Source organism: Amycolatopsis sp. YIM 10 (assembly GCF_009429145.1).
Taxonomy (GTDB): Bacteria; Actinomycetota; Actinomycetes; order Mycobacteriales; family Pseudonocardiaceae; genus Amycolatopsis.
The window spans coordinates 10099668-10122424 of the sequence record NZ_CP045480.1 but is presented as its reverse complement, the minus strand read 5'-3'; the positions used below and the strand labels follow the sequence as shown (position 1 = coordinate 10122424).

Genomic DNA, 22757 nt, shown 5'->3' with positions numbered 1-22757 from the left:
GCCGGAGTGCTCGAAGAGGAGTTTTGGTGAGGCCACATGTCGACCGGTAAGCCCGGGGGCCGGGTTGCCGGGCTGGTGTTCAGCCCGTGGAACCTGCTGCTGATCATCCCGTTGTGGGTCGTGATCACCCCCCTCTACAACTTCGAAGAACCCCGCCTGTTCGGGATGCCGTTCTTCTACTGGTTCCAGTTCGCCGGCATCGCCGTCGGTGTGCTGTGCACCAGCGCGGTCTACCTGATGACCAAGAAGAAGCCGACCACCAGGACCGGGACCCCCGAGTCCGATGTGGACGAGCTGGACGAGGGGAGCGCCCGGTGAGCGGCATTCAATGGGTCGAGCTGATCGTCTTCGCCCTGCTCTTCGCGCTGGTCACCGCGCTGGGCTTCGTGGCATCGCGGTGGAAGGCCGGGGACACCCTCGACCACCTCGACGAATGGGGGCTCGGCGGGCGCAAGTTCGGCTCGTGGATCACCTGGTTCCTGATCGGCGGTGACCTCTACACCGCCTACACCTTCGTCGCGGTGCCCGCGCTGCTGTTCGGCGCCGGGGCGACCGGCTTCTTCGCGCTGCCGTACACGATCATCGCCTACCCGATCGTTTTCCTGCCGCTGCTGCGGTTGTGGTCGGTCTCGCGCTCGCACGGCTACGTCACGCCCGCCGACTTCGTGAAGGGCCGCTACGGCTCACCGCTGCTGGCCACGCTGGTCGCGATCACCGGCATCGTCGCCACCATGCCCTACATCGCGCTGCAGCTGGTCGGCCTGGAGTCGGTGCTGCGGACGCTGGGCTTCAACGCCAGCGGCTTCCTCGGCCACCTGCCGCTGCTGATCGCGTTTGTCATCCTGGCGGTCTACACCTACCAGTCCGGGCTGCGGGCGCCGGCGCTGATCGCGTTCGTCAAGGACATCCTGATCTACATCGTGATCCTGGTCGCGGTGCTCTACCTGCCGAGCAAGCTCGGTGGCTGGGAGTCCATCTTCAACGCGGCGGACGCCAAGTTCGACGCCTCCCCGTCGCCCTCGGACGGCATCTTCCTGAACCCGAACAACCAGCTCCAGTACGCGACGCTGGCGTTCGGTTCGGCGCTGGCGCTGTTCCTCTACCCGCACTCGGTGACCGGGGTGCTCGCCTCACGCGGGCGCACCGTGATCAAGCGGAACATGTCCGCGCTGCCCGCGTACTCGCTGCTGCTCGGGCTGCTGGCCCTGCTCGGGTTCGTGGCGATCGCGGCCGGGACCAAGGCGATCACCAACGAGGCCACCGGGCGGCCGGACGGCAACACGATCATCCCGCAGCTGTTCGCCGACCAGTTCCCGTCGTGGTTCACCGGCATCGCCTTCGCCGCGATCGGCATCGGCGCGCTGGTGCCCGCCGCGATCATGTCCATCGCCGCGGCGAACCTGTGGACGCGCAACGTCTACAAGGAGTTCCTGAAGAAGGACGCCACGCCGAAGCAGGAGGCCAAGCAGGCCAAGCTCGCCTCGCTGATCGTCAAGTTCGGCGCGGTGGCGTTCATCCTGTTCATCGATCCGCAGTTCTCCATCGACCTGCAGCTGATCGGCGGCGTGATCATCCTGCAGACCCTGCCCGCGGTGGCGTTGTCGCTCTACACCAGGTGGTTCCACATCTGGGGCCTGGTCACCGGCTGGGTGGTCGGCATGGGCTGGGGCATGATCCTGCTCTACAACATCCCCAACCCGGCCACCGGCAAGGCGCACTTCGGCGGTTCGGCGCTCCCGCTGGACAAGCTGAACCTGTTCGGCTGGCAGCCGTTCGCCGGTTCCCAGGTGCAGATCTACGTGGGTGTGGTGGCGCTGGCGGCGAACCTGGTGGTGGCGGTGCTGGTCACCCTGCTCGCCCGTCGCCTCAAGGTGGCCAACGGCACCGACCAGACCAACGACCCGGACTACCACGTCGACGAGGACGACAAGAACCTGCGCGCCGTCGGCGTGCACTAGCCGGCACTGGTTCAGGTCATGGCCGGGGTCGGGCGGGCTTCCACCCGCACGACCCCGGCCGAGACCAGGTACAGCACCACGCCGTTGAGCAGGTGCCAGAGAAAGTGCGTGCCTGCCGGGAAGCTCCCGCACACGCTGTGGTCCGCGGTGCGCAGGCCGAGCGAGACGGCGAAGACCCCACCGGCGACGGCGAACCGCGGCCAGTGCGGGGTCCGCGCGAGCAGCGCGGCGAACACGAACACCCCCAGCAACGCGGACAGGTACATACCGCCGCCCAGCGCGGCGACGCCGATCGTGACGGCGAGGAACGCGGGCGCGGCGAGCCAGGCCCACCGCCACGGCACGCCGAGGAACAGGTGCGTGAACGCGACCGCGTAGTACAGCACAAAAACCAGGATGAACCCGGTGTCGGCGGCGCCCGCCCAGCCGGTGGCCAGCGCGTGGAACGCGGTGCTCGCCAGGCAGATCAGCCCGAGCAGCACGGCCAGCGTGCGCGCGACCGGCCCCCGCGCCCGCCGCCAGATCAGGACCGCGGCGACCAGGAACGCCACATTGCTCACCGTGTTGAGCGGCTCGCCCCACAACCCCGGCGCCACGCGCTCGCAGTAGCCGTCCACGTATGCGTCCACAAACGCGGTCTACCAGCGCAAGTTCACCAGCTCATGTCTCGCAGGTGTCCAGGCGCTGTCGCAGGAACCGGTGCTGCGGCTCGGACCCGGGCAGGGCCAGTGCCGCGCGGTAGTAGCGGGCCGCGTTCGCCGGTTCGCCCGCCTGGAGCCACAGCGCGCCGAGTGCGGCCGGGAGCAGCGGGTAGGCGGCCAGCCGCGGCTCGTCTTCGAGCAGCTCCAGTTCGGCGATGCCCGCCGCGGGGCCCTCGGCCATCGCCAGCGCGATCGCCCGGTTCAGCCTGCCGACCGGCGACGGCCGCAGCGCGAGCAGCTGGTCGTACAGGCCGACCACCCGTGGCCAGTCGGTCCCGGCCGTCGTGTGGCAGACGGCGATCGCCGCTTCCACGTGGTACGCCGACAGCTCGGGCCCGGTGCACGCGGTGGCGAACACCCGCGTGCCCTCGGTGATCATCGCCCGGTCCCAGCGCGAACGGTCCTGTTCGGACAGCAGCAGCAGGTCGCCGTCGGCGTCGACCCGCGCGGGCAACCGGCTGGCCTGCAACAACATCAGCGCCAGCAGGGCGCGGGCACGCGGGGTGTCCGTGCGCGGGTCCGCCAGCAGCAACCTGGTCAGCCGGATGGCCTCACCGCACAGCTCGCCGCGGATCGCGTCCTGCCCGCTGCTGGCCTGGTAGCCCTCGTTGAACAACAGGTAGAGCACCGCCAGCACACTGTCCACTCTGGATTCGAGCGCGTCGTCGGGCGGTAGCGCGAACGACTTCCCGGCCAGCCAGCGCTTGGCCCGCACCAGCCGCTGCGCCACCGTGGCCGGTTTGGTCAGCAGCGCCGCGGCGATCTCGCCGACGCCCAGCCCGCCGACGGTCTTCAGGGTGAGCGCCACCTGCGCGGGCACCGGCAGCTCGGGATGACAGCAGAGCACCATCATGGTCAGCTCGTCATCGGCTCCGGCGGGTTCGTCGAGCCGGTCGACCAGCAGCGGGAGCTTGGCGCGCAAGGAGTCCTCGCGGCGCAGCAGGTCGATCGCGCGGTTGCGGGCCGCGCGGAAGAGCCAGCCGCGCGCGTTGTCCGGCACGCCGTGGTGCGGCCAGGTGCGCAACGCCTGCTCGATGGCGTCGGCCACCGCTTCCTCGGCGAGGTCCAGCCTGGCCGGGCCGAGCGCGCGGGCCAGCGTGGCGGTGATCTGGCCCGAACTGTGCCGGAACAGGTGCTCCACCACGCCGGCCGCGGTGCTCATTCCTCCGAGCAGCTCTCGTCCGCGATCCGGCGCACCTCGATCGGCCCGAACCGCAGGTGCGGGTGGGTGCCGAAGATCTTGGTGGCCTGGTCGTAGTCGTCGGCGGTGATGGTGATGTACCCACCGACGATCTCGGCGGACTCGGTGTGCGGCCCGTCGGTGGTGCTCAGCGCGTCACCGTCCGCGCGGAGCAGGCGGCCGGTCCTGGTCAGCGGATGGCTGGCGCGCAACCTGCCCTCCTGGTCCAGCCGGTTCGTCCAGTCCAGGTACAGCTCGAGCACACGCTGCGCCTCGTCCGGGCTGAGGTTCTCGACGCTGCGCTCCTCGCGGCGGAGCAGGCCGATGTAGTCGGGCATCCGTTGCCTCCAGGCTCGGTGGTGGTCAGTGCTCAGCAGACGAACAAGCCCCGGCCGGAATCGACACCACGACCTTATAACTTCAGCCGCCAGGTCTGACCGGTGAGCGCGGGCCCGAAATCGCTGGTCGGCTGCTCGTCGACCAGCTCGAACCCGGCGGCCTGGTAGATCCGGCGAGCCGACGCCAGCAGGCTCACCGTCCACAGTTCCACCGCGGTGCAACCGACCGACTTCGCGAACGACACGCACTCGGTGACCAGCCGCGCCCCGACACCGTGGCCCCGCGCACTTGGCTCCACCAGGAGCAGCCGCAGCTTGGCGGTCTGCTCGTCCGCTCCGCGAGTGCACATGATCGACCCGACCCGCTCGCCGTTCAGCTCGGCGATCCACGCCGCCTCACACGCCGGATCACGATGGGCCAGGTAGTCCGATACCACCCGCGCGACCAGCGACTCGAACCGGTCGTTCCAGCCGTACTCCTTGGTGTAGACCGCGCCGTGGCGGTGCACCACCCAGCCGAGGTCACCGGCACGAGGCGCGCGCAACACCACCGTCGGATCGGGCTCGCCGCCGACGATCCGGGAGATCGTGGCCATCGCTTCCAACAACTCGACCTGGTGCTGCTCCCCAAACCGCGCGAGCAGCTCGCCGACCTGCTCGGAACTGCGCCGATCCAGCACGGCGAACACCTCGCGCCCACGCTCCGTCAACCGCACAACCTGCCGACGCGCATCCTCCGGACTGCGCTCCCGGACCAACAGCCCGCGCTCGGCAAGGCTCGCCAGCAATCGGCTGGCGTACCCGGCGTCCAGCTCGAGCACGCGCCGCAACTCCCCGACCTCAGTCCACTCACGCCGCGCCAACTCGAACAACACGCGGGTCTCGCTCAACGAGTACTCCGCATCCACCGGCCCCTCGTTGAGCACCCCGATCACCCGTGTGTAGAGCCGGTTGAACGCCCGAACCTCTCGCACCCTGTCCACTTGACCACCACAACAAATACCTTTGCCAAAGTCAACCATTACCCCACACGTGATCCTGACAAGAGTTGAAGACCGGCGTTGGTTCCTCACCAACGGGATCAGCGCTCGCCAAGGGTGAGGAACTCGCACCGCGGGGGCTCGGCCCCCGGGACATACGCAGCTCACGGCCACGGTGCAGGGCGATGCGAAGCGAGCCCAAACACGTGGAAACCCCGTGATGCTGCCAGGTCGGGGGTCCGCCAGCATCACGGGGTCATTGGGGGTATCGACGCCATGTCGTGTGGCGTTACACCCCAGTCGTATTGTGTTCTACGTCACTCGTGTGGGTGAAAATCCACCCTGCTCACGAGGGGTCAGCGCATGTGGGGCTGACGGGCCTGGGCGATCGCGATGAGCTCCTGACGAACGGTCGCGGTGGCCGCGGTGTCGATCGCCCGGTTCAGTGCCCGGCGAGTGCGAGCCTCGGCGCGGCGGGCACGGAGCTTGGCGGCGATGTTGTTCATCGGTGTGTGCATCCCCTTCAAGGGTTTCGCTGGATCTCTCGGCTTACGTGGTCTAGTATGCCCGACTTCGCCCGAGATCGCCAATGATTATCCGGTGATCTGGCGCACGGGCCGATGAATCATCGGCAAACGACACTCAACACCTAACGAACCTCAGCCGTGTAGTGACTCTGCCCCTTCATTGGGCTTTATAGTGATTTCGCTATAAAGATGCAGACACAGCTATCGGCACCGACGGCCCGGAACCGGTCGTCGTCAGTCGTCGATGCGGCTGAGCAGGTAGTGGCCGAAGTGCGGCACGGTGAAGGCGATCCGCCCTCGTTCCGCCGAGTACACCAGGCCCTTCTTCATCAGGCTGTCCCGTGCCGGCGACAGGCTGGAGGGCTTCCGCCCCAGGTAGACGGCCACGTCCGAGGTGCTCGCGGCCTCGTCGCGGCCCTGCGTCAGCTCGGCCATGGCGAGCAGGTACTCCCGCTCCGCCGGGGTGGCGCGCTCGTACCGCGAGCCGAAGAACCCGACGGCCAGCTCCGACTCCGCCTCCGGCGCGGCGACCTGCACGTCCTTGACCGTGATCGGGTCGTCCGGCGCGGCGTCCCAGGCGGCCTTCGCGTAGGCCTGGATGAAGTACGGGTAGCCGCCCGAGGCGTCGAACAGGGCGTCCAGCGCTTCCGGCTCGATCCCGGCGTCTTCCCGGTCGATCGGCGCGAGCACCGCGCGATCGGCGTCCTCGCGGTCCAGCCGGTCGATCCGGGCGTACCGGAAAAGCCGTTCCGAGTAGGACTTCGACGCCGACAGCACCGCGGGCACGTGCGGCAACCCCGCGCCGACGACCACCAGCGGCGCGCCCGACTGCGACAGCTCATGGCACGACGCGCACAACGCCGAGACGTCCTCCGCGCCGAGGTCCTGGATCTCGTCGATCAGCAGCGCGACCCCGGTGCCCACGTCCGCGGCCAGTTCGGCGACGTCGGTGAACAACTCCACCAGGTCGATCTCGATGTCACCGGAATCCGCGCGCCCCTGCGCGGCGGGCACGTCGATACCCGGCTGCCAGCGGTCGCGCAGCTTCGCGTCCGGCTTCGCGGCCCGCAGGGCGAACGCCTTGAGCACGCCCAGCACCGACTCCACCCGGTCCGGCGCGCGGTGCCGGACCGCCAGATCGCGGATCGCCCGGTGCAACGCCGCCGACAGCGGCCGCCGCAGTTCGGCGTCCGGCCGTGCCTCGATCTTTCCCGCGCCCCAGCCGTGCCGGACCGCCATCGCGCGCAGTTCCCCGAGCAGCACCGTTTTGCCGACGCCTCGCAGGCCGGTCAGCACCAGGCTGCGTTCCGGACGTCCCCGTGCGACCCGTTCCAGCACCACCTCGAAGGCGTGCAGCTCGCGTTCCCGCCCCGCCAGCTCGGGCGGGCGCTGGCCGGCGCCGGGGGCGAACGGGTTGCGGATGGGGTCCACTATCGAACCGTATCGGGCTTTCTAGCGCCCCACCGATAATGAGCCAGAAATCCCGAGGCGTGTCGTGGCCAGGTCTGCAGCCCTGGCCACCGGTCCGGGACAGCGACTAGTCGGTGAGGTTGCGCTCCCCGTAGACCTTCATCGCGTCGCGGATGTACTCCGCGTTCCCCGTGCCGTGCTGGTCGTAGACGGCCGTGAACCGCTCATCGGACACGTACATCTCGCCCAGTCCGATGAAGTAGCTCTTGCTCACGTCGACCGTCTTCGCCAGCCAGTCGTGCTGGCGCCGGGTGATCGCCTGCGCCACCTCGCCGTCCGCGGGCTCCCCGGCCCGCATCGCGTCGGCGAAGTCGCGGGCGATGTCGACCTGTTCCTGCTGGAACGCCTTCTTCTCCTCGGCGCTCAGCGAGGTCCACCAGCGGTCGCCCTTCTCGTAGGCGTCCTTGCCCCAGCGCTCGACCACCTCGTCCTTGTACCGGGTGTGGTCGAACCCGTCGAAAACCTCTTCCGCCATCAGTTGCTCACCTCCTTCCGTTTTCCGCAGGGTCGTCCGCACCGACTCGATCTGCCGCCCGATCCGGTCCCGTTCCTGTTCGAGCAGCTCGAGATGGGTGCGCAGGGCAGCGGCGGTGTCCTGCTCCCCGGCCAGCACCTCGGCGATGGCGGGCAGCCCGAGCCCCAGCTCCCGCAGCAGCAGGATCCGCTGCAGGCGCACCAGCGCGCGGTCGTCGTAGTAGCGGTAGCCGTTGCGGCCGATCCTGGTCGGTTCCAGCAGCCCGACCTGCCCGTAGTGGCGCAGGGTGCGGCTGGTGGTCCCGGCCGTGCGCGCGATGTCCTGGATCGACCACTCCATCGCGTCCGCCTTCCTCAGACCTCGTTCGCTGATGGGTTCCACGGTAGAAGTTGACGCAACGTCAAGGTCAACCCCGAATCAGAAATCGGTGCCGCACCACGGCGGCCGAGCCCAACTGAACAACGCATCCGCCCTGGTCAGGGCGGATGGATCAACAGCGTGAACCCGCCCGATCCCGGCCAGCGCACTGGCCGGCCACCCGCCGAGGTAGAGCATGCCGAGCGTGTCCACGTCCAGCGTGAGGCCAGCGTCGGCCGAGGTGCGCTCCACGCCGTCCGGGCCGATCCGGTAGCGGCCCTCGTTCTCCGGCAGCCGGGGGTCGCGCACTTCGAGCACCACCGGCTCGGCATGGGCATAAGTCCTGGACGCAAGCGCTTGCGGCACATCGGCCAGCCGTATCCACAGGTGATCGTGAAGCCCAGTGACGGTGGCCGCCCTCGGGTCCTCCAGCATCAGGTCGATCGGCTCGTCGACCGGCCGGGACTTGACGCGGATCTTCGCCACCAGGTCGATCGACAGCAGGAACCGCCACAGCCCGGCGAGCGCGCCCGGGTTCGCGGCGTGCAGGTCGACCACGTCCAGGGCCCCGCCCGCGACGGGCTGCTCGAAGGTGCCGAGCGAGACCGGGCGGTACACGGCGAACCCGTCGTCGACGCCGTGGTGGTCACGGTGCACGGCGACCAGACGGCCGTCGCGTTCGAGGACGCGGTCGTGCCCCCATCGCCACCACGGCTCATCGCGCGTGATCATGCCGGGCCGGTGCAGGTCGATCGCCCGGTAAATCTCCCGCGGCACGGTCGGCGCCTCGGCGTCGGACAGCAGGCGCACCGAGCCGGTCGACGGCACGTCCGCTCGCATCCGCGCCCGCGTGCGGTCGACCACGACGTACTTGGCCTGGCACGAGACGCCGTAACCGAACCGGCCGTAGATGGTGGCCTCGCTCGCGTGCAGTGCGGCCACCGGCTCACCGCGCTCACGGCAGTCGCGCAACTGGGTGGTCAGCAGTTCGCTCACCACCCCGCGGCGGGTGCGGTCCGCGCGCACGCCCACCCAGGCCACCGCGGCCGCGGGCACCTGTCCGCCGGGCACCGCCAGGTCGACGGCGGCGGACGAGGTCATCCCGATCGGCAGGCCGTCCTCGTAGGCGCCGAAGGTCCGCTCGGCGCTGAGCAGATGCTCGCCGAACGCCCACTGCTCGTCGGTGAATGGCCGGTAGTGCAGTGCGCGGGCGACCATGTTCTGCGTCGGCCGTCGTTCGTGCTCCTCCGGGTGCCGGACGGTGAAGTCGGTCATGGCCATGATCCTTCCAGGGTTCACCTCGAAGTCGCTTGGGCCTGGAAGGCTCGCCGACCATGAGAATCCTCCCCAAAGCGCTGGTCGCGGCGGTCGCGGTGACCGTGCTCGGCGGTTCCGTCGCGCAGGCGCATCCCCGCAAGGAATTCGACATCCAGGCGCATCGCGGCGGCATCGGGCTGACCGTCGAGGGCACGCTCGCCGCCTTCTCCACCGCGCTCGAACTCGGCGTCACCACGCTGGAACTGGACATCCAGATCACCAAGGACGGCCGGGACGTGGTCACGCACGACCGCAAGACCAATCCGGCGAAATGCGCCGACACCCAGCCCGCGTTCCCCGGCGACCCGGCCTTCCCGTACGCGGGCAAGTACGTCAAGGACCTGACCTTCGCGCAGGTTCGGACGCTGGACTGCGGCTCGCAGAAGCAGCCGAACCACCCGGACCAGCAGCTCTCACCCGGCGCGAAGATGCCGACCCTGCGCGAGGTGTTCGACCTGGCACGGCAGTACCGGGCGTGGGGCATCCGGTTCAACGTGGAGACCAAGGTGGAGGCGGCCGCGCCGCACGAAACCGCGCCGCGCGAGCAGTTCGTCGAGCGGGCCGCCCGCGAGATCACCTTCTCCGGCTTCGCGCACCACACCACCGTCCAGAGCTTCGACTGGGGCGCGCTCATGCTGATGCGCCGGACCGCGCCGTGGCTGAAGACGGTGGCGCTGACCCAGCCGGAGTTCCTCCAGGCCGGGCAGCCGGGCAAGTCGCCGTGGCTGGGCGGGCTGGACATCGACGACTTCGGCGGCAGCCCGGTGCGCGCGGTGAAGTCGTTCGGCGCGAGCGCGCTCTCGCCGGTGCACGGCAATCCGCAGGGCGGCTCGGTCAACGACCCGAACTACGTCCCGTTCACCACGGAGGCGCTGGTCGACGAGGCACACCGGGCGGGGCTGAAGGTGATCCCGTGGACCATCAACGACAAGCCGACCATGCACAAGCTGATCGACGACGGCGTGGACGGCATCATCACCGACTACCCGAACCGGCTCCGGGAGGTCGCCGCCGAGCGCGGGTTCGCGCTGCCGCGGGCGTATTCCGTTCACTAACGGGGTATGGGGCTTTCTAGTTCTGGCACTAGAAAGCCCCATAGGCGGGTAGGAACCGTGGGATTTGGGTACGTTCGAAGCAAGCTTGACCTGTTGTCGGAGAGGTGACCCCGTGATTCTGCGTCGATTGGCCCGTCCACTGCTCGCGTCGATCTTCATCAGCGGCGGCATCAACGCGCTGCGGCAGGCGGAGGGCCACGCCGAAGCCGCCAAGCCGTTGCTGGACAGCACGATCGGCCGCTACGCCGACCGGCTGCCCGAGCAGGTCCCCACCGACCCGGTGACCCTCGTCCGGGTGGACGCCGTGCTGAAGATCGCCGCCGGTTCGCTGTTCGCGCTGGGCAAGGCGCCGCGGCTGTCCGCGTTGGTGCTGCTCGGCAGCCTGGTGCCGACGACGGTGGCCGGTCACCCGTTCTGGGCGGAGAAGGACGAGCAGGCGAAGCAGCAGCAGCTGATCCACTTCCTGAAGAACGCGGGCCTGGCCGGTGGCCTGATGATCGCCGCCGCCGACACGCACGGGAAGCCGTCGCTGGGCTGGCGCGCGAAGAAGGCCGCGAAGGTGGCGGGCAAGCAGGCGCAGACGCTGCAGAAGTCCGCCGGGAAGCAGACCAAGAAGGCCCGCAAGCGCGCGAAGCAGCTCGCCAACTGACACTCGCGCCCATGCCGTGAAGGTGGCTTTCCCGGCCGATTCCGCCGTGAAAGCCACCTCACGGTTTGGCTTACCGCTCCAGGATCGCCGTGATGCCCTGGCCGCCGGCCGCGCACACGGAGATCAGCCCGCGCCCCGAGCCCTTCTCGGCCAGCAGCTTCGCCAGCGTGGCCACGATCCGCCCACCGGTCGCGGCGAACGGGTGCCCGGCGGCCAGCGACGAGCCGTTCACGTTCAGCTTCGACCGGTCGATCGAGCCCAGCGGCGTGTCCAGGCCCAGCTTCTCCTTCGCGAAAGCCGGGTCCTCCCAGGCCTTCAGCGTGGCCAGCACCTGCGACGCGAACGCCTCGTGGATCTCGTAGAAGTCGAAGTCCTGCAGGGTCAGGCCCGCCTGCTCCAGCATTCGCGGCACCGCGTACGCGGGCGCCATCAGCAGGCCCTCGTCGCCGTGCACGTAGTCGACCGCCGCGGTCTGCGAGAAGGTCAGGTACGCCAGCACCGGCAGCTTCCGCGCTTTCGCCCACGCCTCCGTCGCCAGCAGCACGGTCGACGCGCCGTCGGTGAGCGGCGTCGAGTTGCCCGCGGTCATCGTGCCTTCGGGCCCGCCGAAGGTCGGCTTGAGCTTCGCCAGCTTCTCCACGCTCGAATCCGGCCGCAGGTTCTGGTCCTTCGACAGCTTCAGGAACGGCGTGAGCAGGTCGTCGAAGAAACCGCGGTCGTAGGCGGCGGCCAGGTTCCGGTGGCTGGCGGCGGCGAGTTCGTCCTGGTCGGCGCGCGAGATGTCCCAGACCTTCGCGGTCAGCGCCGCGTGCTCGCCCATCGACAGGCCGGTGCGCGGCTCGGCGTTGCGCGGGATCTCCGGCACGATGTGCCCCGGCCGGATCTTCGCGGCCAGCTTCAGCCGCTCGCCGACGGTCTTCGCCGCGTTCAGCTGGACCAGGATCTGCCGCAGGTCGTCGTTCACCGCGAGCGGCGCGTCGCTGGTGGTGTCCACGCCACCGGCGATGGCCGAGTCGATCTGCCCGAGCGCGATCTTGTTCGCCACCGTGACGATCGCCTGCAGCCCGGTGCCGCAGGCCATCTGCAGGTCGGTGGCCGGGGTCTCCGGCGAGAGCTTGCTGCCGAGCACGCACTCGCGGGCCAGGTTGAAGTCGCGGGCGTGCTTGAGCACCGCGCCCGCGGCCACCTCGCCGATCCGCTCGCCCTGCAGGGAGAAGCGGCTGACCAGGCCGTCCAGCGCCGCGGTCAGCATGTCCTGGTTCGAGGCCCGCGCGTACGGGCCGTTCGACCGCGCGAACGGGATCCGGTTGCCGCCCACGATGGCGACCCTGCGGACCTGCGGTGCCTTCTTCGTGGCCATTTTTCCCTCCGAGGCGAGTTTTGTGAGGTACTTCGGAGTGTAACCTACTCGCTAGTAGGTTAGGCTGCACAGTGACACCGGACGCATGGAGGGACGGTCATGGCCGACAGGTACCAGCAGTTCGCGAAGAGCCAGCTCGGGCGGTTCGTGGTGCCGCGCCTCGGTTTGCCCAATCCCTACCCGTTGCGCCGCTACTCGCCCGGTCAGCCGCCGCTCGACGGCCCGGCACTGCTCGGCGCCGCCCCGGGTGGACGGCTGGAAAAGGCCGTGTCCACCCAGCTCGCCGACGCGGGCATCGAGGTGGTCACCACACCGGCCGGGGGCAAGCACGGCGCGCTGGTCTTCGACGCCACCGGCATCACCGAGCCGGGCCGCCTGCGCGAGGTCTACAAGTTCTTCCAGCCGGTGATCCGGCAGCTCGTGCCGTCCGGCCGGGTGGTTGTGCTCGGCACGCCGCCGGAAGCGGTCGAGGGCCGCGAACGCATCGCGCAGCGCGCGCTCGAAGGCTTCGTCCGTTCGGTCGGCAAGGAGCTCAAGCGCGGCGCCACCGCGCAGCTGGTCTACGTGGCCGAGGGTGCCGAGGAGGCGACGGAGTCGACGCTGCGCTTCCTGCTCTCGGCGAAGTCCGCCTTCGTCGACGGCCAGGTGATCCGCGTCGGCACCCACGGCAAGGCCGCCACCGCTCCGGAGAACTGGGCGAAACCGCTGGCGGGCAAGGTCGCGCTGGTCACCGGGGCGTCCAGGGGCATCGGCGCGGCGATCGCCGAGGTGCTCGGCCGCGACGGTGCCCACGTGATCGCGCTCGACATCCCGGCGCAGGGCGGCGACCTGTCCAAGGTGGCCAACAAGGTCGGCGGGGCTTCGCTCCAGCTCGACATCACCGCCGCCGACGCGCCCCAGAAGCTCGCCGACTACCTCACGCAGCGGCACGGCGGCGTCGACGTCGTGGTGCACAACGCCGGCATCACCCGCGACAAGACGCTCGGCAACCTGACCGAGGCCCACTGGGACGCGGTGCTCTCGGTGAACCTCGCCTCGCAGCTCGCGGTCAACGACAAGCTGCTCGCCGACGGGGTGCTCAACGACAACGGCCGCATCATCGGCGTCTCCTCGATCGCGGGCATCGCCGGGAACCTCGGCCAGACCAACTACGCCACCAGCAAGGCCGGCGTGATCGGCATGATCGACGTCGGCGCGCCGGAGCTGGCGGCCAAGGGCGGCACGATCAACGCCGTCGCGCCCGGTTTCATCGAGACCAAGATGACCGCGGCGGTGCCGGTGATGATCCGCGAGGTCGGGCGGCGGCTGTCCAGCCTGGCCCAGGGCGGGCTGCCGGTGGATGTCGCCGAAACCATCGCCTGGTACGCGAACCCGGCTTCGGGCGCGGTCAACGGCAACGTCGTGCGTGTGTGCGGCCAGGCCTTCCTGGGAGCTTGAGATGGTCACCAAGGAACTGAGCGCGGCACCGAGCCTCGGCACGCTGTACCCGAAGGCGCTGCTCGGCGGGCTGCGGCCCGGCCCGTCCGGCGGCGGCTTGCCGGACACCGAGTTCGTGCGCACGGGCGTCACCGTCGATCCGGCGCACCTGGCCGCCTACAACCGCGTCTGCGGGTTCCGCTTCGGCGACGAGCTGCCCGCGACCTATCCGCACATCCTCGCCTTCGGCCTGCAGATGGCGCTGATGACCGAGCCGGACTTCCCGTTCCCGTTGCTGGGCATGGTGCACGTGGCGAACCGGATCACCCAGCACCGCCCGGTGCTGCTCGGCGAACGGCTCACCGTGCGCGTGCGTGCGGAGAACCTGCGGCCGCACGAGAAGGGTCAGCAGTTCGATGTGGTGAGCACGGTGAATACGTCGGAGTCCACTGAGGACGCTCCGGTGTGGACGGACGTGAGCACCTACCTGCGCCGCGGTGGCGGCGAGGGCGGCAAGGGTTCGGGCGAGCGGCTCGCGCCGCCGTCACCGAGCGCGCTGTGGCGGGTGCCCGCCGACATCGGCCGCCGGTACGCCGAGGTCTCCGGCGACCGCAACCCGATCCACCTGCACCCGCTGACCGCGAAGGCGTTCGGCTTCCCGGCCGCGATCGCCCACGGCATGTGGACAAAGGCACACAGCCTGGCCGCCTTCGAGGGCAGGCTGCCGGAGGCGTTCACCGTGGACGTGAAGTTCAAGCTGCCCGTGCTGCTGCCCGGCAAGGTCGCCTTCACCAGCTGGGCGACCGGCGACGGCTGGGCGTTCGAGCTGTGGGGCGCGAAGAAGCCGAAGCCGCACCTCACGGGTTCGATCGCCGCTCTTTAGGCTTCGGGCTCGGCGGGCTTCCAGACCGCGCCTTCGACGAGGTCGTTGAAGCCGAGCCAGACCAGGTTCATCAGCCACGAGGCGAGCACCCCGTCGGAGACGTCGGGGTGGTCGAGCGCCCAGTCGGCGAGCGATTCCGCGGCGCCGACCAGCGCCGCGGACAGGCCCTCACCGGAGAACTCGGCCTGCTCGGCGAGGCCCTTGCGGGTACCGGCCGAGACCACCAGTGCGGCCACCAGCTCGATCGCGCGCTTGCGCATGTCGGTGATCTCGGCGGCGAACGGGCCGCCGACCACCAGCGCCTGGCGGTGCAGCACGGTCCACGACTCGCGGTACTCGGCGACGAACCGGTAGAAGGAGCGCAGGCCGTACCAGAGCTGCATGTCCGGCGGGAGGTCCGGCTGGACGCCGGACTGGATGGCTTCGAGCAGGCGGGTGGCCTCACGGCGGATGCACTGCGCGAACAGGTCTTCCTTGGAGCCGAGATAGGTGTAGATCATCGGCTTGGAGACCCCGGCCACCTCGGAGATCTCGTCCATCGACGCCGAGTGGTAGCCGTACTGGGCGAACACCCGCACGGCGGCGTCCAGGATCTGCCGTTCCCGCACCGCTCGCGGCAGCCGCTTCGCTCGCCCCGTTGGACTCTGCACTTCCTCGGACACCTCGACCTCCTCGTCCGGTGAACGCTACCGGGCGAGGGCCCGGTGGTGTGACGGCACGCGGCCTTCGGCTTGCCCGGGTACCTACTCGCGAGTAGTCTTACTGTGGAGTAGGTAGACTGGGAGGTCGGCGTGGAGGACATCGAGCTGCTCGAGGGCCCGGCGTTGCTCGAAGCGTTGCGCGCGACGGACCTCGGCCAGGTGGAGCCGCGGCAGTTCGCGCGGATCATCGCCGGGGCGTCGAAGGCGCAGCTGGACACGGTGGTCGCCGACCGGGCACTGCGGGAGAAGGTGCTCGGTGAGATCTTCCGCCGGATGAGCGCGCACCTGAGGCCCGACCGCGCGGCCGAGCTGAACGCGGTGGTCCGCTGGCGGCTGACCGGCGGCGCGGACGCCGACGGTTACGACCGCTTCGAAACCGTCATCCGGGACGGTGAATGCACGGTCAGCCGTGAACCGAAGGAGAAACCGCGGGTGACCATCACCGTGGCACCGGTGGACTTTTTCAAACTCATCACCCACCAGGCGACGCCGGCGGTTATGTTCGTCACCGGCCGGATCAAGGTGAAAGGCGATCTCGCATTCGCGGCCGGGTTGATCGGTTTCTTCGACCTTCCCAAGCCCTGAGCGCCCACCTACACTCGGTTCCCGTGTCCTCCGAACCCGTGACCTGGCGCGAACGCTGGCGCGGAACTTTGTTGCGGCGCAGCCGCCTGCCCGCCGAGCGGCCGCGCGCGGATTCGGTGCTGGACGCCTTCGCCGGCGAGCTGGAGATCCGGCGGCTCAGTCCGGCGCAGTTCGTTCAGGTGCTGGAAACCCTGCACATGCTCGGCTCCGTCGGCGCGGGTATCGAACTCGGCTCGCTGTCCACCCAGTTGCTCGTCGACGTGGTCAACGACGCCTCGAAAGAGCAGATCAACGAACTGGCCGCGCACGACGAACTGCGCTCGGTATTTCTCGACGAGATATTCCGCAGAATGTCGGATCATCTCATCGAGGAAAAGGCGAAGAATGTGGAGTTCGTGATCGGCTGGCGTTTCCACCACGGTGACGGCGAAGGCCCGTTCGACCGATATCAGACGGTGGTCGAGGACGGGGTCTGCGTTTCCAGCAGCGACCTCGGCCGCTCCCCGGACGCCACGGTCACCGTTTCCGCCGCCGATTTCATCCGGATGGCCACCGGGGTGACCGCGGCCGCGGCCATGTTCGTCACCGGCAAGGTGCGGGTGAAGGGCGACTACGCGCTGGCCGTGCGGTTCAGCAGCTACTTCGACATCCCGAAGGCCACGGCCTCCTAGCCTTCGATCACCGGGTGGTTCTTCGTCGGCTTCGTCGGCTCTCGCGGCTCGTCGGGGTCGACCACTTCGCTGTCCACCACGATCACGTTGCTCTGGAACGGCGAGCGCAGGTCCGGCGCCGACCGCGCGCGCTTCTCGATCCGGCGCAGCCAGGAGCGGCGGAACACCCCGCGCGTCGGCGGCAGGATGAGCAGCAGCCCGACCACGTCGCTGACGAAGCCCGGCAGCATGATCAGCAGGCCACCGAGCCCGATCAGCATGCCGTCGGTCACCTCGTTGTGCGCCGAGCGACCCGAGCGGGCCGTCTCCATGAACGCGCGCGCCGCCTTGCCCCCCTCGCGACGGGCCAGCCACGAGCCGAGGAACGCGCCCGCCAGCAGCAGGCCGATCGTGCCGAAGAAGCCGATGGCCGAGCTGACCGCCCAGACGGCCGCCACCTCGGCTACCACGTAGAGCAGGAAAACCACAGCCATGTCCTGTCCAACGAGCGATCCGCCCGATTTGCTCCCCGCCAGGGTCATCGATCGTGTGGAACTGGCTGACCTGGCAGGCCGGGGCCGGAATCGGGGGCGGGCTGCTCCTGCTCGCCGCCCTGGTGGTGGCGCGGCGGGGCGGTATCGCCACCACCGTGCTCGGCTGGCTCGTGGTCGCGCTGGTGGTCGCCGGCGGGGTGCTGACCGGTCTGCTCTGGTTGCTCGGCTGGCCGTCGCTGCCGCCGGGGGCCGCCTTCGGCCCGCCCCAACTGCTCGAACTGCTCAAGATCGCGCTGGCGGTGGTCGCCGGGCTCGGCGGTGTCGTGCTGCTCGCGGTGAACCTGCGAAGGCAGCGCGTCACCGAGAAGGAGCACGAACTCGCGGAGCGGCACGGCCACCGGGAGGCCACGCGGGCCTTCAACGAGCGCTTCGGGGTGGCCGCCGAGCAACTCGCCCACGCCAGTCCCGCGGTGCGCCTGGCCGGGGTCTACGCCATGGCGGGCCTGGCCGACGGCTGGTCGGCGCAGCGGCAGGTGTGCGTCGGCGTCCTGTGCGGCTACCTGCGGGTGGCTCCCGACCCGGACGAGACCGGGGAGCGGGAAGTGCGGGCGGCGGTGCTCAAGGTGATCCGCGAGCGGACCGGCCGCTACGGCCGGTGGTCGCTGCTCACCTTCGACTTCTCCGACGTGGTCTTCGAGAACGCGGACTTCAGCGGCCTCACCTTCCGCGGCCGGGTGGTGTTCGACCGGGCGGACTTCACCGGCGCACTCACCTCCTTCGAAGGCACCCGGTTCAGCGGGAAGCTGAGCTGTCACGGCACCGATTTCCTGGCCGAGCGCACCACCTTCGCCAAGTCGGTGTTCCGGGACGCCGCGGCCGAGTTCGTCGGCGCCCGGTTCACCGGTGCGCTGGACTTCTACGGCAGCAAGCTGAACAGTGCCGACGTCGACTTCTTCCGGGTCGACTTCTCCGGGGTGGTGGCGGACTTCTCCCTGCTCGGCGTTCGTGACGGTACGTTGCGCTTCAACCGGTGCGATTTTGTCACCGGCCTCTTCGACCTTTCACGGGCCAACTTCGCGACGGCCGAGGAATTCTACTCCTACAACCGGATAGAGGTGGCGTACTGCCGGTTCGAAAGGTCCACAGTGGATATTCGCGGGGTGACCCGGCAGCACCGTCATCCCGGAATCCTGGCTGGAGGTCACATCTCATCCAGATAGGCCGCGGCCTGCAGGGTGAACAGTTCCGCGTAACCGCCGTCCAGGGCCATGAGTTCGTCGTGCGTGCCGTATTCGGCGAGCTTTCCCTTCTCCAGCAACAGGATCTTCTCCGCCCGCCGGACCGTGGAGAAGCGGTGCGAGATGTACAGGGTGGTCCGGCCGTGGGCCAGTTCGCGCAGCCGCGCGAACAGTTCGTGCTCGGCTTCGGCGTCCAGCGCCGAGGTCGGCTCGTCCAGCAGCAGGATCGGGGCGTCCCGCTGGAAGGCCCTGGCCAGCGCCAGCTTCTGCCATTCCCCACCGGACAGGGAGATGCCCTGGTCGAACCAGCGGCCCAGCGGGCTGTCGTAGGTCTTCGGCAGCCGCTCGATGCGCTCGGCCACGCCGGCGCGGCGCGCGGAATCCTCGATGCGCGGCCGGTCGGTCACGTTGTCGATGTCGCCGAGACCGATGTTCTCCGCCGCCGTCGCGTGGTAGCTGACGTGGTCCTGGAACATCGCGCTCATCTGGCGCCGCAGCTCGTCCGGGTCGAACTCGCGGATGTCCACCCCGTCGAGCAGGATGCGCCCGTCGGTCGGGTCGTACAACCGGCACAGCAGCTTGAGCAGCGTCGACTTCCCGGCCCCGTTGCGCCCGACCACGGCCACCGTGGCACCCGGCTCGATGGTGAAGCTGACGTCGTCCAGCGCGGCCTCGTCGGCGCCCGGGTACCGGAAGCCGACCCGCTCGAAGGTGACCCGCCCGAGCAGCGGCGACGGCAGCGGCTTCGGGTCCGGCGGGGCCACGATCTCCGGTTCGGTGCCGAGGAACTTGTACAGCGTGTCCAGGTAGAGGTTGTTCTCGTACATCCCGGTGAACGCGTTGAACAGGCCCTGCACCGAGGTCTGCACGGCGGTCGCGGCGGCGGTGTACAGCGCGAGATCGCCCAGCGTCAGCCTGCCCGCGACCGCTTCGAGCGCGATGTACAACGCGATCGCGGAACCGGCGAAGGTGGACAGCAGGCTCCACCCGGCACCGGCCAGGTTCCGGTTGCGGATCAGCTTGCGCTGCTTCTCGTAGGCGGCCGTGCTGATCCGGTGGAACCGGTCGACCAGGTACGGGCCGAGGCCGAAGAGCTTGGTCTCCTTGGCGTGGTTGTCCGTGGTGACCAGCATGGACAGGTACTCCATGCGCCGACGGAACGGCGAGAGCATCAGGGTCAGGGTGAACGCGCGGGCGCCGTACTTCGACTGCGCGATGAACGCGGGGATCGGCGCGACCAGTGCGACGAGCGCGAGCAGCGGGCTCACCGTGATCAGCAGGGTGATCATGCTGCCGAAGGTGATCGAGGTGCGGATCAGGCCGAGGCCGGAGGTCAGCATGGACACCGGGCGCTGCGGGGCCTCGCGATCGGCCTGGCGCAGCAGGTCGTAGGACTCCGAGCCCTCGAAGAAGGCCAGGTGCAGGCGGCTGGCGTGGTCCATCACCTGGTGCCGGATGGTCAGCACCATGCGCTCGGTGAGCAGTTGCTGGCAGATGTTGGTCAGCGCGGTGACAACCGCGGTGGCGGTGAAGATGCCGAACTGGAACGCGGCCAGCCAGACGATCGTGGTGGTGCCGCCGTGCCCGGAGATCGCCGCGACCACGGCGTCCATCAGCAGTTTCGCGGCGTAGGCGGTGACCGTGGGCAGCAGTCCGGCGATCAGCGTGAGCAGCGCGATGCCGATGGTCAGCAGGCGCCCGGCGCCCCAGGTCAGCCGGGCGACGCGGGGCAGGCCGCGGACGGTGCCGCCGACCGCCTCGCGCACGCGCTTCAGGCGGGAGGCGAGGTCGGTCGGTTCGTCGAAGGTCTTGCGGGGATCGGGAATGGTGATCGGCCCGGTGAGACCGCTTTCAGTGGCTTTGCCCGCCCGCCGCATGAGCCGTCTCAGGCCCGGCGGTCCCCCACCGCGGAATTCGCTCACCGGCACGCCCCGTTGAGGAAGACGTCCACGATCTCGTCGACGGTCGCCGCCTGGTCACCGTCGCGGTGCAGGCTGAGCAGCAGCGAGGAGAACAACGCGGCCAGTTTTTCCGGCGGGAGGCGGAGTCCGTCGCGCTCGGGCTCGAAGAGTTCGGCGATGCCGTCACGCATGGCGGTGAACGACTCGCGGCGGGCCCGGAGGTTCTGCTTGCTGGGCTCGGGACGGCCCGGCGGGCGGCCGGCGGTGAGCATGGCGCCGACCACCGAGCCCAGCCGCTCGAGATGCGCGGTCAACGTGGCGGCGGCTTCCACGAGCCGTTCGCGCAGAGGCTGGTCGAGCGGGATCTCGGCGATGGCCTGCAACGCGGAGTCGGGCCGCACCACCTCGGCGATGCAGGCGTCGAGCAGCTCGTCCTTGTCCTTGAAGGCGCGGAAAATGGTGCCCTCGCCGATCCCGGCCGCCCGCGCGATCTGACTCGTGGTGATCCCGGCGCCGTGCTCGGCCACCAACGGCAGCACCGCCCGGACGATCATCTCGCGCCGCTGCTCGGTACTCATGGCAGGCGCGCGACGCTTGGCAGGAGGTGGGTTCATGTCCGCCAGTGTGCGGAGTGAGCACTCACTCCGTCAAGCTCATTCGAGCGGGTGACAAACATGCTAACTGGCAAGGTCAGTTGGCATGATAGCTAGCATGCTAGTGAGCATGGTGGTGCGCGGTGATCGATGAGGAACTCGCGGAGGTCGTGGCCAACCTGCGACGGCTCGGCGCGGACGACGTGGACGTCGAAGCCAAGCGCGCTTCGATCAAGCTGCCCAAAACGGTTCGCGAAACCGTCTCCGCCTTCGCGAACACCCGGGGCGGGGTGCTGGTGCTCGGGCTGGACGAAGCCGCCGGGTTCGCCGCCGTCGGGGTCGGCGACGCGGCGAAGTTGAGTGCCGACCTCGGCTCGATGTGCGGTGAAGAGCTGGAACCCCCGATCCGCCCGGTGATCAGGGTCCACCGCTTCGAAGGCGTCGACCTGGTGGTCGCCGAGGTTCCGGCGCTCGAACCGGACCGGCGGCCGTGCTTCTACAAGGGCGCCGGGCTGACCCAGGGCAGTTACGTCCGGGTCAGCGACGGCGACCGGCGGCTGACCAGTTACGAAGTCCAGTTGATGCTGTCGAACCGCGGACAGCCGCGATTCGACGAGGAACCCGTGCCGGACGTCGGGCTGGAGGCACTCGACGCCGGGATGGTGGCGGGATTCGCGGCTCGCCTGCGCGAACGCCGACCGCACGCGTTCGCGGGACTGGCTACCGAGGATGTGCTGCGGCGGGCGAAGGTGCTCACCGGGGACCAGGTCACGCTCGGCGGGTTGATGGCGCTCGGGGCGTACCCGCAGGAACACTTCCCGCAACTGCTGCTCACCTTCATCCACTATCCGACACCAGAAGGTGCCGACCTCGCCACGGGCGAGCGCTTCCTCGACAACGTGCCGATCGAGGGCCCGATCCCGGTCATGGTCGCCGACGCGCTCGCCGTGCTCCGGCGGAACATGAGCCGTCGCGCCACCGTGCGTGGTGCCGGTCGTCTCGACACCTGGGAGTACCCGGAAGCGGCGCTGCGCGAGGCGATCGTGAACGCCGTGGCGCATCGCGACTACTCACCGGCGGCCCGTGGCACCCAAGTGCAGATCGAGATGTATCCGGACCGGTTGCTCGTGCGGAATCCCGGCGGGCTGTTCGGCCCGGTCACCGAGGACGACCTCGGCGAGGAAGGTATTTCCTCCACCCGGAACGCGACTCTGCTCAGGCTGCTCGAGGACGTGGCGATCCCCGGGACCGGGAGGACCGTCTGCGAGAACCGCGGTTCCGGCATCCGGACGATGATCAACGCGTTGCGGCACGCCTCGCTCAGCCCGCCACGCTTCGCCGACAGGGTCTCGTTTTTCCAGGTCACCTTCCCGAACCACGCGTTGTTCGGGCCGGAGATCGTCGACTGGATCCGCAGGCTCGGCGAACGCGGTCTCACCGACAGTCAGTGCCAGGGGCTGGCCATGGCGAAGAACGGCGAGGTACTCGACAACAAGGCGTACCGGAGTGCGAGCGGCCTGGATTCCCGGCGGGCGACGGCGGAACTCGGCGAACTGGTCGCGCGAGGACTGCTCACGCAAATCGGCGGCAGCCGGTGGACTCGGTACGAACTGACGCCGGACGCGGCATCGGCGGCGTCGGCTCCGGCGCGGGCCGATCGGCGGGCCGAAGTGCTGGCCGCGTTGGCCGACAAAGAGCTCAACCGGGCTGAGATCGCGTCGGTGACCGGCCTCGCCGACAAGGCGCTCGCCCGCTGGCTGCGTATCCTCCGCCAGGAAGGGCTGGTCGAACTGATCGGGGAATCGGTGCGCAGCCCGAACGTGCGTTACCGGCGCACCGGCCAAGCCCTGCTCGACGAAGCCCGCCCCTGACGTCACGAATGTGGCCTTCGAGGCATCCAGCATCTCGAAGGCCACATTCGTGACAGGG

22 protein-coding genes and 1 pseudogene are annotated in these 22757 nt (G+C 69.4%); 10 read left to right on the top strand and 13 right to left on the bottom strand.

From position 1 onward, the window contains the following. The first annotated feature begins 36 nt into the window (after positions 1-36). Together YIM_RS47170 and mctP are read left to right on the top strand one after the other, a co-directional pair. Positions 37-318, top strand: a complete 282-nt coding sequence (locus tag YIM_RS47170) for a DUF3311 domain-containing protein (RefSeq protein ID WP_153036511.1) — start codon at positions 37-39, stop codon at positions 316-318. Continuing rightward, on the top strand, positions 315-1958 hold the full coding sequence (mctP, locus tag YIM_RS47165; protein ID WP_153036510.1) for a monocarboxylate uptake permease MctP: 1644 nt from the start codon (positions 315-317) through the stop codon (positions 1956-1958). The genes YIM_RS47170 and mctP overlap by 4 nt, the downstream gene beginning before the upstream one ends. Before the next feature lie 11 nt (positions 1959-1969). On the opposite strand, the gene YIM_RS47160 is transcribed toward mctP, so the two are convergent. The 8 genes from YIM_RS47160 to YIM_RS47130 all read right to left on the bottom strand — a co-directional run bounded on the left by YIM_RS47160 (position 1970) and on the right by YIM_RS47130 (position 9261). Then, the gene (locus tag YIM_RS47160) at positions 1970-2587 is read right to left on the bottom strand and encodes a hypothetical protein (protein ID WP_153036509.1); all 618 of its coding nucleotides are present in this window, start codon (positions 2585-2587) and stop codon (positions 1970-1972) included. A 31-nt stretch (positions 2588-2618) separates the two neighbouring features. Then, positions 2619-3821, bottom strand: coding sequence for an RNA polymerase sigma factor (locus YIM_RS47155; protein WP_153036508.1), 1203 nt, complete (start codon positions 3819-3821; stop codon positions 2619-2621). Beyond that, positions 3818-4177, bottom strand: coding sequence for a YciI family protein (locus tag YIM_RS47150; RefSeq protein ID WP_153036507.1), 360 nt, complete (start codon positions 4175-4177; stop codon positions 3818-3820). The genes YIM_RS47155 and YIM_RS47150 overlap by 4 nt, the downstream gene beginning before the upstream one ends. 74 nt (positions 4178-4251) lie before the next feature. Continuing rightward, positions 4252-5199: a helix-turn-helix domain-containing GNAT family N-acetyltransferase gene (locus YIM_RS47145; RefSeq protein ID WP_153036506.1), complete on the bottom strand. Its 948-nt coding sequence runs from the start codon at positions 5197-5199 to the stop codon at positions 4252-4254. 314 nt (positions 5200-5513) lie between these two features. Continuing rightward, positions 5514-5663, bottom strand: a complete 150-nt coding sequence (locus YIM_RS48850) for a hypothetical protein (protein ID WP_020669193.1) — start codon at positions 5661-5663, stop codon at positions 5514-5516. Positions 5664-5918: 255 nt separating this feature from the next. Further along, positions 5919-7115: an ATP-binding protein gene (locus YIM_RS47140; protein ID WP_153036505.1), complete on the bottom strand. Its 1197-nt coding sequence runs from the start codon at positions 7113-7115 to the stop codon at positions 5919-5921. Between the two features lie 106 nt (positions 7116-7221). Next, entirely contained in the window at positions 7222-7968 is a 747-nt protein-coding gene (locus YIM_RS47135; RefSeq protein WP_153036504.1) for a MerR family transcriptional regulator, read from the bottom strand. Positions 7969-8046: 78 nt separating this feature from the next. Beyond that, positions 8047-9261, bottom strand: coding sequence for a GNAT family N-acetyltransferase (locus YIM_RS47130; protein ID WP_153036503.1), 1215 nt, complete (start codon positions 9259-9261; stop codon positions 8047-8049). Positions 9262-9320: 59 nt separating this feature from the next. Between YIM_RS47130 and YIM_RS47125 the strand changes: the two genes are divergently transcribed. Together YIM_RS47125 and YIM_RS47120 are read left to right on the top strand one after the other, a co-directional pair. Then, positions 9321-10358 carry a glycerophosphodiester phosphodiesterase family protein gene (locus YIM_RS47125; protein ID WP_153036502.1) on the top strand — a complete coding sequence of 346 codons (1038 nt, stop codon included), beginning with the start codon at positions 9321-9323 and terminating at the stop codon, positions 10356-10358. 112 nt (positions 10359-10470) lie between these two features. Further along, positions 10471-11007: a DoxX family protein gene (locus tag YIM_RS47120; RefSeq protein WP_153036501.1), complete on the top strand. Its 537-nt coding sequence runs from the start codon at positions 10471-10473 to the stop codon at positions 11005-11007. A gap of 70 nt (positions 11008-11077) precedes the next feature. On the opposite strand, the gene YIM_RS47115 is transcribed toward YIM_RS47120, so the two are convergent. After that, entirely contained in the window at positions 11078-12367 is a 1290-nt protein-coding gene (locus YIM_RS47115) for an acetyl-CoA C-acetyltransferase (RefSeq protein WP_153036500.1), read from the bottom strand. Positions 12368-12466: 99 nt separating this feature from the next. On the opposite strand from YIM_RS47115, the gene YIM_RS47110 reads away from it, so the two are divergent. Both YIM_RS47110 and YIM_RS47105 read left to right on the top strand, forming a co-directional pair. Beyond that, complete coding sequence (locus tag YIM_RS47110; protein WP_153036499.1) at positions 12467-13804, top strand: 3-oxoacyl-ACP reductase; 1338 nt, start codon at positions 12467-12469, stop codon at positions 13802-13804. 1 nt (position 13805) lies between these two features. Beyond that, a complete protein-coding gene (locus tag YIM_RS47105; protein ID WP_153036498.1) occupies positions 13806-14666 on the top strand; it encodes a MaoC/PaaZ C-terminal domain-containing protein in 861 nt (286 codons plus the stop codon). Here YIM_RS47105 and YIM_RS47100 read toward each other — a convergent pair. Further along, entirely contained in the window at positions 14663-15328 is a 666-nt protein-coding gene (locus YIM_RS47100; RefSeq protein ID WP_153036497.1) for a TetR/AcrR family transcriptional regulator, read from the bottom strand. The two genes, YIM_RS47105 and YIM_RS47100, sit on opposite strands and share 4 nt — an antisense overlap. 162 nt (positions 15329-15490) lie before the next feature. Here YIM_RS47100 and YIM_RS47095 point away from each other — a divergent pair. Next, a pseudogene (locus tag YIM_RS47095) lies at positions 15491-15952 on the top strand (SCP2 sterol-binding domain-containing protein); the annotation flags it as partial. 119 nt (positions 15953-16071) lie between these two features. Next, a complete protein-coding gene (locus tag YIM_RS47090; RefSeq protein ID WP_228005099.1) occupies positions 16072-16623 on the top strand; it encodes an SCP2 sterol-binding domain-containing protein in 552 nt (183 codons plus the stop codon). Here the strand turns inward: YIM_RS47090 and YIM_RS47085 are convergent. After that, positions 16620-17096, bottom strand: coding sequence for an FxsA family protein (locus tag YIM_RS47085; RefSeq protein ID WP_153036495.1), 477 nt, complete (start codon positions 17094-17096; stop codon positions 16620-16622). The two genes, YIM_RS47090 and YIM_RS47085, sit on opposite strands and share 4 nt — an antisense overlap. Positions 17097-17149: 53 nt before the next feature. Between YIM_RS47085 and YIM_RS47080 the strand changes: the two genes are divergently transcribed. Next, positions 17150-18316, top strand: coding sequence for a pentapeptide repeat-containing protein (locus YIM_RS47080; protein WP_153036494.1), 1167 nt, complete (start codon positions 17150-17152; stop codon positions 18314-18316). Here the strand turns inward: YIM_RS47080 and YIM_RS47075 are convergent. Next, positions 18298-20211 (bottom strand): ABC transporter ATP-binding protein, encoded by a 1914-nt coding sequence (locus tag YIM_RS47075; protein ID WP_153037722.1) that lies wholly within the window; start codon positions 20209-20211, stop codon positions 18298-18300. The two genes, YIM_RS47080 and YIM_RS47075, sit on opposite strands and share 19 nt — an antisense overlap. A gap of 41 nt (positions 20212-20252) precedes the next feature. Beyond that, complete coding sequence (locus YIM_RS47070) at positions 20253-20813, bottom strand: TetR/AcrR family transcriptional regulator (RefSeq protein WP_153037721.1); 561 nt, start codon at positions 20811-20813, stop codon at positions 20253-20255. Positions 20814-20971: 158 nt separating this feature from the next. Here YIM_RS47070 and YIM_RS47065 point away from each other — a divergent pair, with 158 nt between their 5' ends. Continuing rightward, positions 20972-22699 carry an ATP-binding protein gene (locus tag YIM_RS47065; RefSeq protein ID WP_153036493.1) on the top strand — a complete coding sequence of 576 codons (1728 nt, stop codon included), beginning with the start codon at positions 20972-20974 and terminating at the stop codon, positions 22697-22699. Positions 22700-22757 lie beyond the last annotated feature (58 nt).